The following is a 14,077-nucleotide window of genomic DNA, read 5'->3' on the forward strand; positions in this document are numbered from 1 at the left end:
GCTCGCCCGTGCGCCTCGCCGCCAGGCCGCCGCGCCGCCGCAACACCATCGTGCTGACCTCGCTGGTCGACGTGATGTTCGTGCTGCTGTTCTTCTTCATGCTGGTGTCGAACTACGGCGACTGGCGCAGCTGGAGCCTCGCGCTGTCGAATCCGGTCGATGCGGCGAGCGGCGAATCGCTGGTCGTCGAAGTGCTCGGCGAAGGCCGCTACCGGCTGGCCGGGCAGGCGGCCTCGATCCGCGATGTCGACGCCGCCCTGCGCCGCGGCCCGGTGCGCGCGGTGCTCGTGCCGGGCGCCGGCGTGAGCCTGCAGCAGCTCGTCGATGCGCTCGACACGCTCAAGCCCACGGGCGCCGAACTCACGCTCGGCCGCGCGGCCGAGGCTCCGTGAAACTCGCGGCCATCAAGCGGCGCGCCTCGGACACCATCGACATGGTGCCGATGATCAACTTCGCGTTCCTGCTGCTGATCTTCGTGATCCTGGTCGGGGCGATCGCCGTGCCCGACGCGCTGCCCGTGAACCCGCCGCGCTCGAACGCGAGCGCCCAGCAGCAGGCCGATCCGGACACCGTCGTCATCGACGCGAGCGGCCGCGTCGCCTTCGAAGGCCGGATCGTCGAGCCCGACGAACTGCTGCTCAAGGCGCAGAGCTGGCAGGCCGGCGCGGGCGATCAGGCGCTGATCGTCAAGGCCGATGCCGAAGCGCAGGCCGAGCGCGTGGTGGCGATACTCGAAGTGCTGCGCGCCGCCGGCGTGATCCGCGCGCAGCTGCTGACGACGCAGCGCGGCGGCTGACGGGCAGGGCCAGCCGTGAAGACGGCGCTATCGCTGTACGTCGCGATCGCGGCGCATCTGCTGGTCCTGCTCGGCCTGGCGCTCGGTTCGGGCGGCTGGTCGCAACTGCCGTTCGGTGAAGGGCAGGGTCTCGGCGATGGAAAGCCCGAACGGGCCGCGCCGCTGGCTTCCGAAGCGGAACGGCCGCTGGCGGCATCGCTTCCGAAACAGGCGCCGCAAAAGATCGTGAGCTCCGAAGTGCTGACGCTCGCGAGCAAGCCGGTGCAACTCGGCAGATCGCTGCCGCGCGACGCGCAGGCCAGGCCGCAGGCCCCGTTCGGGACTCCCGCTTCGGCTCCCGCATCCGCGACACCGGACGACAAACGCGCGCAGCTCGGCGCCGGAAGCGGCGGCCCCGTCGGCGGCGGACGCGGCGGCTATCTGGCCGACCTGCGCCGCCACCTCGATCGCCATCGCCGCAGCCTGCCCGGCGTGCTCGCCTCGGCGCGCAGCGAAGTGGCGTTCACGGTCGCGGCCGACGGCGGCGTTTCGGCATTGCGCCTGCAGAAAAGCTCGGGCGTTCCGGCACTCGACCAGGAGGCGCTCGATCTGCTGCGCCGCGCTGCTCCGCTGCCGAAGCCACCGGACGGGCTCGCGCGCGAACTCGTGGTGCCGGTATGGGTCGGCGCGCCCTAGCGCTCGCGATTACCAGACAAGGTTGTCATTCCAGCGAAGGCGAGAATCCAGTGCTTCGAGACCTGCGCCAAGCGTCGCTGGATTCCCGCCTTCGCGGGAATGCCGAGTAAAGAGAAGCGCAGTGTCTCAATCGAACGCCGCGATCACCGGCGCGTGATCCGATGGCCGTTCGAGCCTTCGAGGCGCCAGGTCGATCGTCACCGCCGTGAGCGTCTGCGCGAGCGCGGCCGAGGCGAGCACGTGGTCGATGCGCAGGCCCATCTTGCGGCGGAAAGCCATCTGCCGGTAATCCCACCAGGTGAAACGATTGCCTTCGGGCGTCTTCTGCTCGAAGCAATCGACCAGCCCGAGCGATAGCAGATTGCGCAGCGCCTCGCGTTCGGGAGGCGAGCACAGCACGTCGTTGGCCCAGGCCACCGGGTCGTAGACGTCGGCATCGCCCGGCGCGATGTTGAAATCGCCGACCACCGCGAGCTTCGGATACTTGGCGAGTTCTTCGCGCACGTAGTCGTGCAGGGCCGCGAGCCAGCGCAGCTTGTATGCGTACTTCTCGCTGCCGACGGACTGGCCGTTGACGACGTAGCAATCGATCACGCGCACGTCGCCGACGGTGGCCGCGATCACGCGCTTCTGCGGATCGTCGAAGCCCGGAATGTCGCGCGAAACGTCCTGCGGCGGATTGCGCGCGAGGATCGCGACGCCGTTGTAGGTCTTCTGCCCATTGGTCACCGCATGCCAGCCGGCCGCCGCGAGCTCCGCATGCGGGAACTTGTGGTCCTCGAGCTTGAGCTCCTGCATGCCGAGCGCATCGACCGGATTGGTGGCGAGCCAGTCGAGCAGGTGCGGCAGCCGCACGTTGAGCGAGTTGACGTTCCAGGTGGCGATTTTCATCGGGCTTTGATGGATTGATCGATGGATTGATTCGAGGCGCATGATGCCACGCGGCAGCGCGCCGCTCGATTGACGCGTGCTCGCGAGCGCAGGGATACTGCGCACATGTTCTTCGCCCGCCTCTTTGGATCCTGCACGTTCCGCGGCCTCGCTGCCGCTGTGTCCGGCTGCGCGAAAAACAAAAAACTCGCGTCCTCCTGACCGGACGCGTGTCCCGTCAGGCTCACTGACGGGAGTTCACACCAGCGATCCTCATTGTTCGAATCCCATCACGAGCCTGGCCTTTCGGTCGGTTTCCTCATGTCTTTGGGAGTTTGAAATGGGCAGTTCCAACGCAGCTGATTTTTCCGGCATCTGGGTGCCGCTGGTGACGCCGTTCGCGGCGGATGGTTCGGTCGATCATGCGGCTTTGCGCGCGCTTGCGGCGACGCTCGCGCCGCAGGTGGCCGGCTTCGTGGTCTGCGGCTCGACCGGCGAGGCGCATGCGCTCGATGAAGCCGAGCAGCTCGCGGTGCTCGACAGCGTAGTCGCGGCGGTGCCCGGTGCACGCGTCGTCATGGGCCTCGGCGGTCCGCATCGTGGGCACCTGCACGAGCAACTCGCCGCGCTGCGCGAACGCCCGCTGGCCGGCCTGCTGGTGTCACCGCCGCATTACGTGCGTCCTTCGCAGGCCGCGATCGTCGACTACTTCGCCGATATCGCCGATCACGCGACGGCCCCGTTGATCGCCTACAACATTCCGTACCGCACGGGCGTTGCGATGGAGTTTCCGACGTTCGAACGCATCGCCCGGCACGGCAACATCCTGGCGGTGAAGGATTGCGGTGGCAGCGCCGCGCTCACGCTCGATCTGATCACGCGCACGCCGCTGCAGGTGCTCGCGGGCGAGGACGGCAATATTCTATCGACGCTATGCGCCGGCGGTGTCGGTGCGATCTCGGCGGCGGCGCACATGCTCCCCGAGCGCTACACGGCGATTTTCGACGCCGTCCGCGAGCAGCGCTTGAACGAGGCGCGAGAGCTGTTTCACGGACTCTGGCCGCTGATCCAGTTGCTGTTCGAAGAGCCCAACCCGGCGGGCATCAAGGCCGCGCTCGCGCACCAGGGGCTCATCGATGCGCGTTGCCGGGCGCCGATGGCCCAGGCCACGCCGCAGCTGCGCGAAAAGCTCGCGGCGCGGCTCACCGCGATGGGAGCCTGAGCGCCCGACTCAGCCCGCGAACCCACCGCCGTCGAGAAACGCCTGTTCCTCGACGGTGGTTTCGCGGCCGAGCATGGCGTTGCGATGCGGGAAGCGGCCGAAGCGCCGCACCACCTCACGATGGCCGATCGCGTGCGACAGCCATGGCTGACCGAGCTGTTCGTTGAGCGTCACTGCGAGTTCCTGTTCGGCCAGCGACTCGGCGTGCGAGAACGGCAGGCAGAAGAACACGCGCAGATTCCGGTCGACCTGCGCCATGAAGCCCGCATCGAGCGCGCGCCGCGCGTAGTGGCGCGCGAGCGGATCGGTGGCATACATGTGCGCGCTTCCGCGAAACGCATTGCGCGGGAATTGATCGAGCAGCAGCAACAGGCCGAGCGCGCCTTCGGCCGACTGCATCCAGCTTTCGCACTGGCGCTTGGCCGCGGCGAAATGCGCACTCAGGAAGCGCTCGCGAAATTCGGTGTCGAAAGCATCATCGACTTCGAACCAGAGATCGGGCCCGGCCTCGGTCCAGAAGCGCAGGATCTGCGAAGCGTCGGCGGCCGCACTCATGTCGTGCCCTGCGCCGGAGCCGGCGTGGGCTGATGCAGATTGCCGTGAATCAGCGGGCGCCCCGCATACAGGCCGCCGACGAGTTCGAGCGCGAAGCGGTCGGCGTCGCGCAAACGGAATTCGGCGATCAGCTCGGCCGCTTCCTCGGGCGTCTTGCCGAGCACGCCGAGCGCATGCTCGCCGAGCACGAGCGCGGATTCGAAGGTTTCGCGAATGTGATAGTCGGCGCCCGCATGCACGAGCTTGAGCGCCTCCTCGCGGTCGTAGGCGCGTGCGAGCACCGGCACCAGCGGGAATTCGGCCTTGATCAGCTCGACGATCTTGAGCGTGGTCTGCTTGTTGTCGGTGGCGACGACGATCAGTCGCGCCCGCTGCGCGCCGGCCGCATGCAGGATGTCGAGCCGCGTGCCGTCGCCGTAGTAGACCTTGAAGCCGAAGTCGGTGGATTCGCGGATGTTCTGCGCGTCGATTTCGATCAGCGAGACCGTGCAGCCCTGTGCGATCAGCGGCTGGCTCACGATCTGGCCGAAACGGCCGAAGCCGATCACGAGCACGCTCGCGTCGAGATCGGAGGCGTGTTCGACGCCGGCCAGCGATTCGGCGATCTTCGGCATCAGCCGGTCGTGCGCGATGATCATGAGCGGCGTCAGCGCCATCGAGACGATGATCGTCGCCGTCAGCAAGGCGCTGCTTTCGGCATCGAGAATGCCGACCGCGGTCGCCGCGGCGTAGAGCACGAAGGCGAATTCGCCGCCTTGCGCCATCAGCACCGCGCGCTCGACGGCCTGCCGGTGAGCGCTCTTGAACAGCCGCGCGATCACGTAGATGCCGAGCATCTTGAGCAACATGTAGGCGACCACCGAGATCGCGATGAGCCGCCAGTGATGCGCGACCACCGACAGATCCAGCGCCATGCCGACACCGAGGAAGAACAGGCCCAGCAGAATGCCGCGGAACGGCTCGATATCGGCTTCGAGCTGATGGCGGAACGAGGATTCCGACAGCAGCACGCCGGCGAGAAACGCGCCCATCGCCATCGACAGACCGCCGAGCTGCATGAGCAAGGCGGCGCCGAGCACGACGAACAGTGCCGCCGCCGTCATCACCTCGCGGGCACGCGAGTTCGCGAGCAGGCGGAACAGCGGATCGAGCAGCCAGCGCCCGACCGCGATCAGCGCGCCGATCGCCGCGAGGCCGATGAAGATGCTCGTGAAACGCTCGGTCAGCGTCACGCTTCCGGCGCTCGGCGCGAGAAAGGCGACGAGTGCGAGCAGCGGCACGATGGCGAGATCTTCGAGCAGCAGAATCGCCACGATCTTGCGGCCGCTCGGCGCATTGAGCGTGTGCCGTTCCTCGAGCACCTGCATGACGATCGCGGTCGACGTCAGCACGAAGCCGGTGCCGGCGATCAGCGAGGCGGCCAGCGGATAGCCGAGCGCCACGCCGACACCGCAGAGCAGGCCCATGCAGACCAGCAGTTGCGCGAGCCCGAGGCCGAAGATCTCGCCGCGCATCGACCACAGCCGCGTCGGCTGCATTTCGAGCCCGATGACGAACAGGAACAGCACCACGCCGAGCTCGGCGATATGCAGGATCGACTGCGCGTCCGAGAACAGGCCGAAGCCGAACGGGCCGATCGCGAGCCCCGCGGCGAGATAGCCGAGCACCGAGCCCAGTCCGAGCCGCTTGAACAGCGGAGCGGCGATGACGCCGGCGCCGAGCAGGGCGACGATCGGCACGAGATCGAAGCCGTGCACCGTGGTTTCGTGCGCGGTCATCGGCGGGTTTCCTTGTTCGCTTGCGTGTGCATCCGATTCTCTCGTTCGTGCCGCCGGCAGAAGGCCCGCGGCTTGCCATTCTATGGAAGCGGTCGCGCCGGCCCCGCCGGATTGTCCACCGATTCCCGCGCCGGCGGCCACGCCGCATTCAGCCGGCTCTAAGCGCCAAGGGCGCAGATGGAGGATTGCGAGCCGCATGGCGGGTACGCGCGCTGGATTGAATGCGGCGCAGCCGTCACCACATAGAGCCCAGGAACAAATCGGTCACTCGATCGGGGGACTGCAGCAGATGAGCCGCAAGGATTCGCAATGGATGTGGGCGGAGGCCGTCGAGATGCTCGGCCGCGCCGAACGTTTGCAACGGCAATTCTTTCATCCGGTTCGCGGGGCTGCGCAATCCGCCTGGGAGCCGCCGGTCGACGTGTTCGAAACCCATGAGGCGCTCTGGGTGATCGTCGCGCTGCCGGACGTCGCCCCGGCCGACGTGCAGCTGATCATCGACGGCAACGAACTCATCGTCGCCGGTCTGCGCGCCACGCCGCGAGAGCTGCGCGGCGCCGTCATTCATCGCATGGAGCTGCCTTACGGCCGCTTCGAACGCCGCATCGCATTGCAGGGCCGCTTCGAGCTCGTCGAACGCCGGCTCGAAAACGGTTGCCTCACGCTGGGTCTGCGCAAGCTTTAGGGCCTGGAGCCAAAACGTAAATGAACATCAAGAACACCATGCAATTGTCGGGCGAACAGCCGACGCCGCTGCGTGCCGAGAACGCCAACGCCGCTGCGGGCGGCAAGCCCTCGTCGGCCGGTGGCGCCGAGAAGCCGCGCTACGATCTGCCCGACGACGCGATCATCCTGCTGCCCGTGCGCAACATGGTGCTGTTTCCGCAGATGGTGCTGCCGCTGGCGCTGGGCCGCGACTGGGCCATCGAGGCCGCGCAGGAAGCGGCGCGCACGCAGCGCCCGATCGGCATCCTGCTGCAGAAGGATCCGCAGACCGAAAAGCCCGGCGCAGGCGATCTGCATCGCGTCGGCACGGTCGCCAACATCCTGCGTTACGTCACCGCGCGCGACGGCGGTCATCATCTCGTGCTGCAGGGCGAGCAGCGTTTTCGCGTGATCGAATTCCTCACCGACTTGCCGTTCGCGGCCGCGCGCATCGAGCGCATCGTCGAGGACGACACCCGCAGCACCGAGATCGAAGCCCAGTTCCACGCGCTCAAGACGCGCGCGGTCGAGGCCGTGCAATTGCTGCCCGATGCGGCGGCCGAACTCGTGCCGACCGTGCAGGCGATCGAGTCGCCCGGACAGCTCGCCGACTTCGTCGCGGGCTATCTCGACATCAAGCCGGCCGAGAAGCAGGAATATCTCGAGACCTTCGATCTGCTCAAGCGTCTGCAGAAGCTGCAGTGGCTGCTCGCGCACCGCGTCGAAGTGCTGCGCCTGTCGCGCGACATCGGCCAGCAGACCAAGGAGACGATGGAGAAGCGCCAGCGCGAGTTCATGCTGCGCGAACAGCTCAAGACGATCCAGAAGGAACTCGGCGACGACGACGAGGGCGGTGCCGAACTCGAGGAACTCGAGAAGGCCATCGCCGAGGCCGGCATGCCCGAAGACGTCGAGAAGCAGGCACGCAAGGAGCTCAAGCGCCTGCGCGCGATGGGCAACAGCGGCGCCGGCGAATCGTCGATGGTGCGCACGTATCTGGATACGCTCGTCGAGCTGCCGTGGAACAAGCTCGGCGGCCACGACGTGGACATCGCCAAGGCGCGTGCGGTGCTCGACGAGGATCATTTCGGGCTCGACAAGATCAAGCGGCGCATCCTCGAATTCCTCGCGGTGCAGAAGCTCAATCCGCAGGGCCGCAGCCCGATCCTGTGCTTCTCGGGCCCGCCGGGCGTCGGCAAGACCTCGCTCGGCCAGAGCATCGCCAAGGCCACGGGCCGCGCGTTCGCGCGCGTCTCGCTCGGCGGCGTGCACGACGAGGCCGAGATTCGCGGTCACCGTCGCACCTACATCGGCTCGCTGCCCGGCAACATCATCCAGGCGCTCAAGAAGGCCGGCACGCGCGATGCCGTGATCATGCTCGACGAGATCGACAAGCTCGGCGCGGGCGGCTTTCACGGCGATCCGTCGTCGGCCCTGCTCGAAGTGCTCGATCCGGAGCAGAACGGAAGCTTCCGCGACAACTACCTCGGCGTGCCCTTCGATCTGTCGAAGGTCATGTTCATCGCCACCGCCAACGTGCTCGACACCATTCCGGGTCCGTTGCGCGATCGCATGGAGATCATCCAGCTCGCCGGCTACACCGAGGCCGAGAAGCTGCAGATCGCCCAGCGCTATCTGGTCGAGCGCCAGCGCAAGGCCAATGGCCTGAGCGCCGAGCAGGCCGGCGTCACCGAGGCCGCATTGCGCGAGATCATCGAGCACTACACGCGCGAATCCGGCGTGCGCAACCTGGAGCGCGAGATCGGCACGGTGTTTCGCGCGGCGGCGATGAAGATCGCCGAAGGCACGGCGCAGAAGGTCGAGATCGATCGCGATCAGCTGCCCGAGATTCTCGGTGCGGCGCACTTCGAGAACGAAGTCGCCCAGCGCGCCGGTGTGCCGGGCGTGGCGACGGGCCTTGCGTGGACGCCGGTCGGTGGCGACATCCTGTTCATCGAAGCCCAGCGCGCTCCGGGCCGCGGCCATCTGACGCTGACTGGCCAGCTCGGCGACGTCATGAAGGAAAGCGCGCAGGCCGCGCTGACCTTGGTGAAGTCGCGTCACGAGGAGCTGGGGCTCGACATCGAAACGCTCGCCAAGACCGACGTGCACGTGCACGTTCCGGCCGGCGCGACGCCGAAGGACGGACCGTCGGCGGGCGTCGCGATGTTCATCGCGCTCGCCTCGCTGCTGACCGGCCGCAAGGTGCGCGCGGATGTCGCGATGACCGGCGAAATCAGCCTGCGTGGCCTCGTGCTGCCGGTCGGCGGCATCAAGGAGAAGGTCATCGCGGCGCATCGCGCGGGCATCCGGACGGTGATGCTGCCGGCCCGCAACAAGCGCGACTACGACGACATCCCGCAGGAGGTTCGCGAGGACCTGGAGTTCGTCTGGCTCGAGCGCGTCGATGAGGCCGCGCGGACGGCGATGGAGCCCGCGCTCGCGCGGGTTTGATCGTGAGCGCGGCAGTCCGCTTTAGCTGAGCACGCTCGGCGCAATTTCGGCGAATTGCCGAATCGAATTTTCGTCTTTATTTACGAAAACCTTTGCGCCGAGCTGTATCAGTTCGTTCTCGACTTCCTTATATGCGGCTAAACGAACGCCGCTAACGGCTTGAGGCTTCTCGGTTACGAACAGCAACTGGCCCGGTAGTGCGTTGCGCCGCTTCAGACGCCCGACCCGATCGACCCAATGGCCGCCGTGGTCGAGGATATCGCTAGCATGATCGTGCGCAAGATTAAGTGGCTTGATTGCTTTGGTCGGCTTCCCAGCTTCGTTTTTGTGCACGAATGGGAAGCGCACATTGAAGTCCTCCGGGCCAATCTTTGCGCTTTCGTATTGCTGTATCAAAAGGGCCCGTTTGAGCATTTCGCGAACACTCTTCTCGATTACTTTTTCCCGATACTCTTTGGTCGCGAAGTTTCTTTCGACGTAGTGCGCAAACAACTCGCCGAGCTTCACTTTCGGATCGGTTGCGAGCAATGCGCGGGCAGTTCCAAAACGCAACAGGGCTTCGCGAGGACGAATCAGATCATCGAAAATTTGCGTGGCTTGCTCGCCCACCGTCTGCAGCAGACCTTGGCTGAGAATGGCGCGCAGGCGAATGAGTTCTTCGCCCATGCTCTTCAGAGCCGCGCGTACGATTCTCGCATCCAATTCTGGGAAGAAGTTTGTGATGCGTGCGTGTCGGTGAGTGAGACGGAAATCGAAGAAGCGTCCGGCCGGGCACAGCATGACTACGCCGACGTTCGCAAACTCCCCGGTTTCGGCATAAGGCATGAACTGCAGAATGGCGTAACGGCAAGCCAGGGCGGTCACGTGAAGCTCCAAAAGCTTTCTTCCTTGAAACGTTCGAGGAAGAGCTTGACTTTGTCTCGGTTGAAAGGTGTGGGAATGGTGAGCTCATCATCGATAAACCACCACTCCGGGGGAATATTGTCGCAGGCGCTGTCAAAAACCGCTAAGGCTTGCCGGCAGCGCGCAAACAATTCCCCGCGAGCCCCAGGGTTGGCAGCTAGCTCCGCGTAACGATCGCGGAATACGTGCTGCCCCATGAAGTCGCCGACTTTGCATTCGCAATCAAATGCTTGATTGTGATCAATGACGACTACGGCCTTTGTTTCTTGGTGCCATAGCAGGTTGGGGTTGCCTCCCTGCTCGCTAAGGGTCCGATCAGCATTTCCTATCCAAATGTCAAAAACTGCAAGTTGCCTTTGCACGTTGGCAGGCACCAGCGTGGTTTGGGATGGAAGCAAGTCGCCCACGTCGGTTTGATGTTGAGAGCCGAATACCGGGCCTACCCCCAAGTCGCGTAGGCCAGCGCGATCGATATCGATCAATGCTTCGGGGACGTTCAGGATTGCGTGCCGTGCTACCGGTAAGCCGAACTCCCGGGCAAGCGAGGTGCCGACGAACTCGCAAATCAGATCTCGCCGGCCTGCGCCTCGGCCTTTAGCGAAGTAAAGATTGTCATCGTCGGCCCTAATCAGGAACGGCCGGGTGGCTCCTTGGTCGCTGCGCCGGATTACCTCGTTTACGCCGAGATACATCGGAGTCCTTTGATGTCAGCTTGCGGAATATCGACCAGAAACATCTGCTCCAAGGGCTATGCCTGCGCGGTCACGCTTCCCCGCGGTCACGCCAGTGCTGCCAGTCCTCGCAGAGGTTGTAGGCATTGCGCAGGCGATCCACGTCGGCGCCGTCGATGATGCCGAGGCGCGAGGCCTGGGCGATCTGGTCGAGCGGGAAGGCCGGTTCGATGCGGCCGTCGTCGATCGCCTGGTGCAGCTTCTGCTGGGCCGGGGCGGCGGCTTCGAGCGCCACGTCGATGCGGTCGAGCAGCTTGTCGACGGTACCCGGCGCGGTGGCGTTCGGCAGCGCGCAGAACAGGCGCTGGCGCATCGGGCCGGGTGCCTGCAGCCAGTGCACGATGCGCGCGGCCTCGGCGTCGGAATGCATCGGCGTGAGCCGGCCGGCCGGCAGCAACAGCAAGCGCAGCACCGCCATGTGCCGCTTGGACGGCTGCTGGAAGATGAAATCGTCGAGCCCGGCTTCGATGCGCCGGCAGCTGCGCTCGCACCAGGCGTCGAGCAGCGGCAGCTCGTCGCGCCCGGCGCTCTGGCGCGAGGCGTCGTGAAGCGCGGCGGTGAGCCCGAGCATCGCGGCGAGCGCATTCATGAGGCTCGCTTCGGCGCCGCCGTCGGCCGGGCCGCGATTGCGCCCGAGGATCCAGGCGTCGGCCGCGCAGGCCAGCGCGGCACGGTAGCGCGCGAGGCGCTGCCAGTGCCGCTGCATGCCGGTTTCCGGGACGCGCGCCAGACGGCCGTTGGTCAGGGCCAGCAGCAGGCTGCGCGCCTGGTGATGCGCGAGGTCGCCGAGTAGCGGCCACAGCGCGGCGTCGAAGCGGGCCAGCGCGAGTCCGTAAGGCTGGGAGCCCGCGGCCGCCAGCAGCCCCTGCAGGGCTGGGAAGCTCGCGAGCAGCAGCGGCTCCAGGCGCGGCCTCGGCAGCAGCGGGGACAGGCTGCGGCTGCCGTCGCCGGGGCCCCGGCGTGGCGACAGCGGGGCGAGCTGGTGCATCACGCTCTCGTGCAGCTGGTCGGCCAGCGAGGCGGCCAGGGCGGCGAGCGCCGGCGACAGCTCGTCCGCGCTGCCGGCGAGCAGGCGCTGGACGAGGTCGAGGCCGTAGCTGTCGAGTGCGGCATCGCTGAGCGCGCGGTCGCGGGCGGCGGGGCGCGGCGTCGGAATGCGGTGATGGGCCAGGATGCGCGACTGCGTCGCCGCCCGGCGCAGCGCGCGCATCGCCTCACCCGAGGCGATCGCCGCATGCGCCCGGCACAGGGCGATCAAGCCGGTGTCGAGCTGGGCGCGGCCGTCGCCGGCGTCGGCCGCGCTGCCGAGCAGGCGCTCCACCGGCACGAACACCGCGTTCGCGCGCAGGCCCACGAGCGGCAGCAGCAGGTCGTCGGTGGACGGGGCGAGCAGTTCCAGGCCCTCGATGTCGCGCGGAACCAGGATCGCGGCGCTGCGCGCTCCGGACGCGGACTCGGCGCCGAGCAGGTTGTCGGGATCGTGCAGCGGCAGGCTCAGCAGGAATTCGTCGGCCATCGGAACGGCGCTCTTCTCGAAGCGCAGTTCCAGGCCGAGGTTCTCGCGCCCCTTCCAGAGGCCGCGGCGGACCAGCGCGCGGTCGGGCGAGTGGCGCGCGTCGTTGGCCCAGGGCGAGCGATGGGCGAGCGTGCCGAGCTTTTCGCCGCTGCCGAAGCGCGGCAGGAACAGCCGCTGCTGGAAGTCGCTGCCATGCGCCCGGATCGTGCTCGTAGCCGCTCCGGTGACCGCGAGCAGGGCCACGGCCGGGCCGCCGCCGTCGAGCGCGGCGATCGCCTGCAGCACGTGGTTGCGCTCGGCCGGGTGCAGGTTCAGGCCGTCGAATTCGAGCGGCAGGTCGAGCCCGAACAGGCCGGACTGGCGCAGCGCCGCGAGCGCGGCGGGCGACAGCGCATCGGGCTGCTCGGCCAGACGCGGGGCGAGGTTCTGGACGGCGGCGGCCCAGTCGTCGTCGTCCGCCCCGGCGTCGGCGGGCGCATCGGCGGCGGCCACGTAGCTCGGCAGCTCGGCGTCGCCGAGCAGGCGCTGCTCGGGCGTGGCCTGGCTGGACGGCGGTTGCAGATCGCGCAGGCCCGGGCGCGCCGGCAGCAGGTAGCGTTGCACCGCGTCGAGCGCCGGCCGCGTGAGCCATTCCTCGCGCAGCGCCGAGACCGAGAGCGGAACCGCGATGCCGACGTAGACGAGCAGCCAGAGTCCGAACAGACCCGGCGAATGACCGAACACGCCGTAGGCCAGCAACAGCGCGGCATAAGCGGTCAGCGCGGTCTTGAGGCCACTGCGGTGATAGGCCAGCGCGACGGTCAGTATCAAGCTCAGCGACAGCCAGAGCACACGTGTTCCTCGTTCGAATGAGTGAAACGCCCCCCGGACGCCGGTCGAGCATACGACATGCGCGCGCCGGCTCGCAGAGCCTGCTCCGTGCGCCCGGCGGGCCTCAGCGTCGGGTCGCGCCGGCTTGCTACAGTCGCGATCTCCATCTTTTCCGGCGAGGCCCTGGCGATGAGCCGCATTCAGGAATTGGTCGATCTGCTCGACCTCGAAGTCATCGACGACAATCTGTTCCGCGGGCTCTCGCGCGATCTCGGTGGGCGCAGCGTCTACGGCGGACAGGTGGTGAGCCAGGCGCTGGTCGCCGGCAGCCGCACCGTCGCCGAGGGCGACGTGCATTCGCTGCATGCGTACTTCCTGCGTCCCGGCGACATGAATCACCCGATCATCTACGAGGTCGATCCGGTGCGCGACGGCCGCAGCTTCACCACGCGGCGCGTGCAGGCGATCCAGCACGGCCAAGCGATCCTGACGATGATCGTCTCGTTCCATAAGCCCGAGGAGGGCTGGGAGCACCAGGCGCAGATGCCCGACGTGCCGCCGCCGGAGACCTTTCCGAGTGAACGCGAGCGGCGCTTGAAACTGCTCGAAACCATCGACAATCCGCTGCCGCGGCTGCGCCAGTTCCTCACCCAGGACACGCTGTTCGACATCCGCCACGTGCAGCCGGTGGACTTGTTCGAGCACCAGCCGATGCCGCCGCGCGAGGCGTTCTGGTTCCGCACCGTCGATCGCCTGCCCGACGATCCGGTGGTGCACCGCTGCGTGCTCGCCTACGCCTCCGATTTCGGCCCGCTGGCGACCACGCTGCTGCCGCACGGCGTGGGCTCGGCCAATCCACATCTGCGCATGGCCTCGATCGATCACGCGATCTGGTTCCATCGCCAGGCGCGCGTCGACGACTGGCTGCTCTACGCGCTCGAGTCGCCGAGCATGCAGAGCTCGCGCGGACTGTCGTTCGGCAGCATCTTCACGCGCGACGGCAAGCTCGTCGCGAGCGTGGCGCAGGAAGGCCTCGTACGGATCGCGCGCCAGGAGGCCTGA

At 67.2% G+C, this 14,077-nt stretch carries 13 protein-coding genes; 7 read left to right on the plus strand and 6 right to left on the minus strand.

Features of this window, described 5'->3' with window-relative positions:
* Window positions 1-8 precede the first annotated feature (8 nt).
* Genes AC3WUM_RS00900 through AC3WUM_RS00910 form a run of 3 tightly spaced genes read left to right on the plus strand, consistent with a single transcriptional unit; the run spans window position 9 to window position 1,471 of the window.
* Window positions 9-392: an ExbD/TolR family protein gene (locus AC3WUM_RS00900; protein WP_492408198.1), complete on the plus strand. Its 384-nt coding sequence runs from the start codon at window positions 9-11 to the stop codon at window positions 390-392.
* Window positions 389-796, plus strand: coding sequence for an ExbD/TolR family protein (locus AC3WUM_RS00905; RefSeq protein ID WP_492408200.1), 408 nt, complete (start codon window positions 389-391; stop codon window positions 794-796). The genes AC3WUM_RS00900 and AC3WUM_RS00905 overlap by 4 nt, the downstream gene beginning before the upstream one ends.
* A gap of 15 nt (window positions 797-811) precedes the next feature.
* A complete protein-coding gene (locus AC3WUM_RS00910; protein WP_492408201.1) occupies window positions 812-1,471 on the plus strand; it encodes an energy transducer TonB family protein in 660 nt (219 codons plus the stop codon).
* Window positions 1,472-1,597: 126 nt separating this feature from the next.
* On the opposite strand, the gene xth is transcribed toward AC3WUM_RS00910, so the two are convergent.
* Window positions 1,598-2,362, minus strand: coding sequence for an exodeoxyribonuclease III (gene xth, locus AC3WUM_RS00915; RefSeq protein ID WP_492408202.1), 765 nt, complete (start codon window positions 2,360-2,362; stop codon window positions 1,598-1,600).
* 319 nt (window positions 2,363-2,681) lie between these two features.
* Here xth and dapA point away from each other — a divergent pair, with 319 nt between their 5' ends.
* The gene (dapA, locus tag AC3WUM_RS00920; protein ID WP_492408203.1) at window positions 2,682-3,563 is read left to right on the plus strand and encodes a 4-hydroxy-tetrahydrodipicolinate synthase; all 882 of its coding nucleotides are present in this window, start codon (window positions 2,682-2,684) and stop codon (window positions 3,561-3,563) included.
* A 9-nt stretch (window positions 3,564-3,572) separates the two neighbouring features.
* On the opposite strand, the gene AC3WUM_RS00925 is transcribed toward dapA, so the two are convergent.
* Entirely contained in the window at window positions 3,573-4,118 is a 546-nt protein-coding gene (locus AC3WUM_RS00925; RefSeq protein WP_492408204.1) for a DUF924 family protein, read from the minus strand.
* Window positions 4,115-5,896: a monovalent cation:proton antiporter-2 (CPA2) family protein gene (locus AC3WUM_RS00930; RefSeq protein WP_492408206.1), complete on the minus strand. Its 1,782-nt coding sequence runs from the start codon at window positions 5,894-5,896 to the stop codon at window positions 4,115-4,117. The genes AC3WUM_RS00925 and AC3WUM_RS00930 overlap by 4 nt, the downstream gene beginning before the upstream one ends.
* A 289-nt stretch (window positions 5,897-6,185) precedes the next feature.
* Here AC3WUM_RS00930 and AC3WUM_RS00935 point away from each other — a divergent pair, with 289 nt between their 5' ends.
* Window positions 6,186-6,581 carry an Hsp20/alpha crystallin family protein gene (locus AC3WUM_RS00935; RefSeq protein WP_492408208.1) on the plus strand — a complete coding sequence of 132 codons (396 nt, stop codon included), beginning with the start codon at window positions 6,186-6,188 and terminating at the stop codon, window positions 6,579-6,581.
* A gap of 20 nt (window positions 6,582-6,601) precedes the next feature.
* Window positions 6,602-9,055, plus strand: coding sequence for an endopeptidase La (lon, locus tag AC3WUM_RS00940; protein WP_492408209.1), 2,454 nt, complete (start codon window positions 6,602-6,604; stop codon window positions 9,053-9,055).
* A gap of 21 nt (window positions 9,056-9,076) precedes the next feature.
* On the opposite strand, the gene AC3WUM_RS00945 is transcribed toward lon, so the two are convergent.
* From AC3WUM_RS00945 to AC3WUM_RS00955, 3 genes are all read right to left on the minus strand, one after another.
* Window positions 9,077-9,919, minus strand: coding sequence for a DUF3037 domain-containing protein (locus tag AC3WUM_RS00945; RefSeq protein ID WP_492408210.1), 843 nt, complete (start codon window positions 9,917-9,919; stop codon window positions 9,077-9,079).
* Window positions 9,916-10,650 carry a HipA family kinase gene (locus tag AC3WUM_RS00950; protein WP_492408212.1) on the minus strand — a complete coding sequence of 245 codons (735 nt, stop codon included), beginning with the start codon at window positions 10,648-10,650 and terminating at the stop codon, window positions 9,916-9,918. The genes AC3WUM_RS00945 and AC3WUM_RS00950 overlap by 4 nt, the downstream gene beginning before the upstream one ends.
* Window positions 10,651-10,720: 70 nt before the next feature.
* Window positions 10,721-13,036 carry an acyl-CoA dehydrogenase domain-containing protein gene (locus AC3WUM_RS00955; RefSeq protein ID WP_492408214.1) on the minus strand — a complete coding sequence of 772 codons (2,316 nt, stop codon included), beginning with the start codon at window positions 13,034-13,036 and terminating at the stop codon, window positions 10,721-10,723.
* A 168-nt stretch (window positions 13,037-13,204) separates the two neighbouring features.
* Between AC3WUM_RS00955 and tesB the strand changes: the two genes are divergently transcribed.
* A complete protein-coding gene (gene tesB / locus AC3WUM_RS00960) occupies window positions 13,205-14,077 on the plus strand; it encodes an acyl-CoA thioesterase II (RefSeq protein ID WP_492408215.1) in 873 nt (290 codons plus the stop codon).

The organism is Hydrocarboniphaga sp. FW305-C-57 (genome assembly GCF_058783045.1).

Excerpts from the sequence above, each read along its gene's own strand:
- lon (WP_492408209.1), top strand. The coding sequence starts at position 6,602 with ATGAACATCAAGAACACCATGCAATTGTCGGGCGAACAGCCGACGCCG.
- AC3WUM_RS00935 (WP_492408208.1), top strand. The coding sequence starts at position 6,186 with ATGAGCCGCAAGGATTCGCAATGGATGTGGGCGGAGGCCGTCGAGATG.
- tesB (WP_492408215.1), top strand. The coding sequence starts at position 13,205 with ATGAGCCGCATTCAGGAATTGGTCGATCTGCTCGACCTCGAAGTCATC.
- dapA (WP_492408203.1), top strand. The coding sequence starts at position 2,682 with ATGGGCAGTTCCAACGCAGCTGATTTTTCCGGCATCTGGGTGCCGCTG.
- AC3WUM_RS00950 (WP_492408212.1), bottom strand. The coding sequence starts at position 10,650 with ATGTATCTCGGCGTAAACGAGGTAATCCGGCGCAGCGACCAAGGAGCC.
- AC3WUM_RS00930 (WP_492408206.1), bottom strand. The coding sequence starts at position 5,896 with ATGACCGCGCACGAAACCACGGTGCACGGCTTCGATCTCGTGCCGATC.
- AC3WUM_RS00925 (WP_492408204.1), bottom strand. The coding sequence starts at position 4,118 with ATGAGTGCGGCCGCCGACGCTTCGCAGATCCTGCGCTTCTGGACCGAG.
- xth (WP_492408202.1), bottom strand. The coding sequence starts at position 2,362 with ATGAAAATCGCCACCTGGAACGTCAACTCGCTCAACGTGCGGCTGCCG.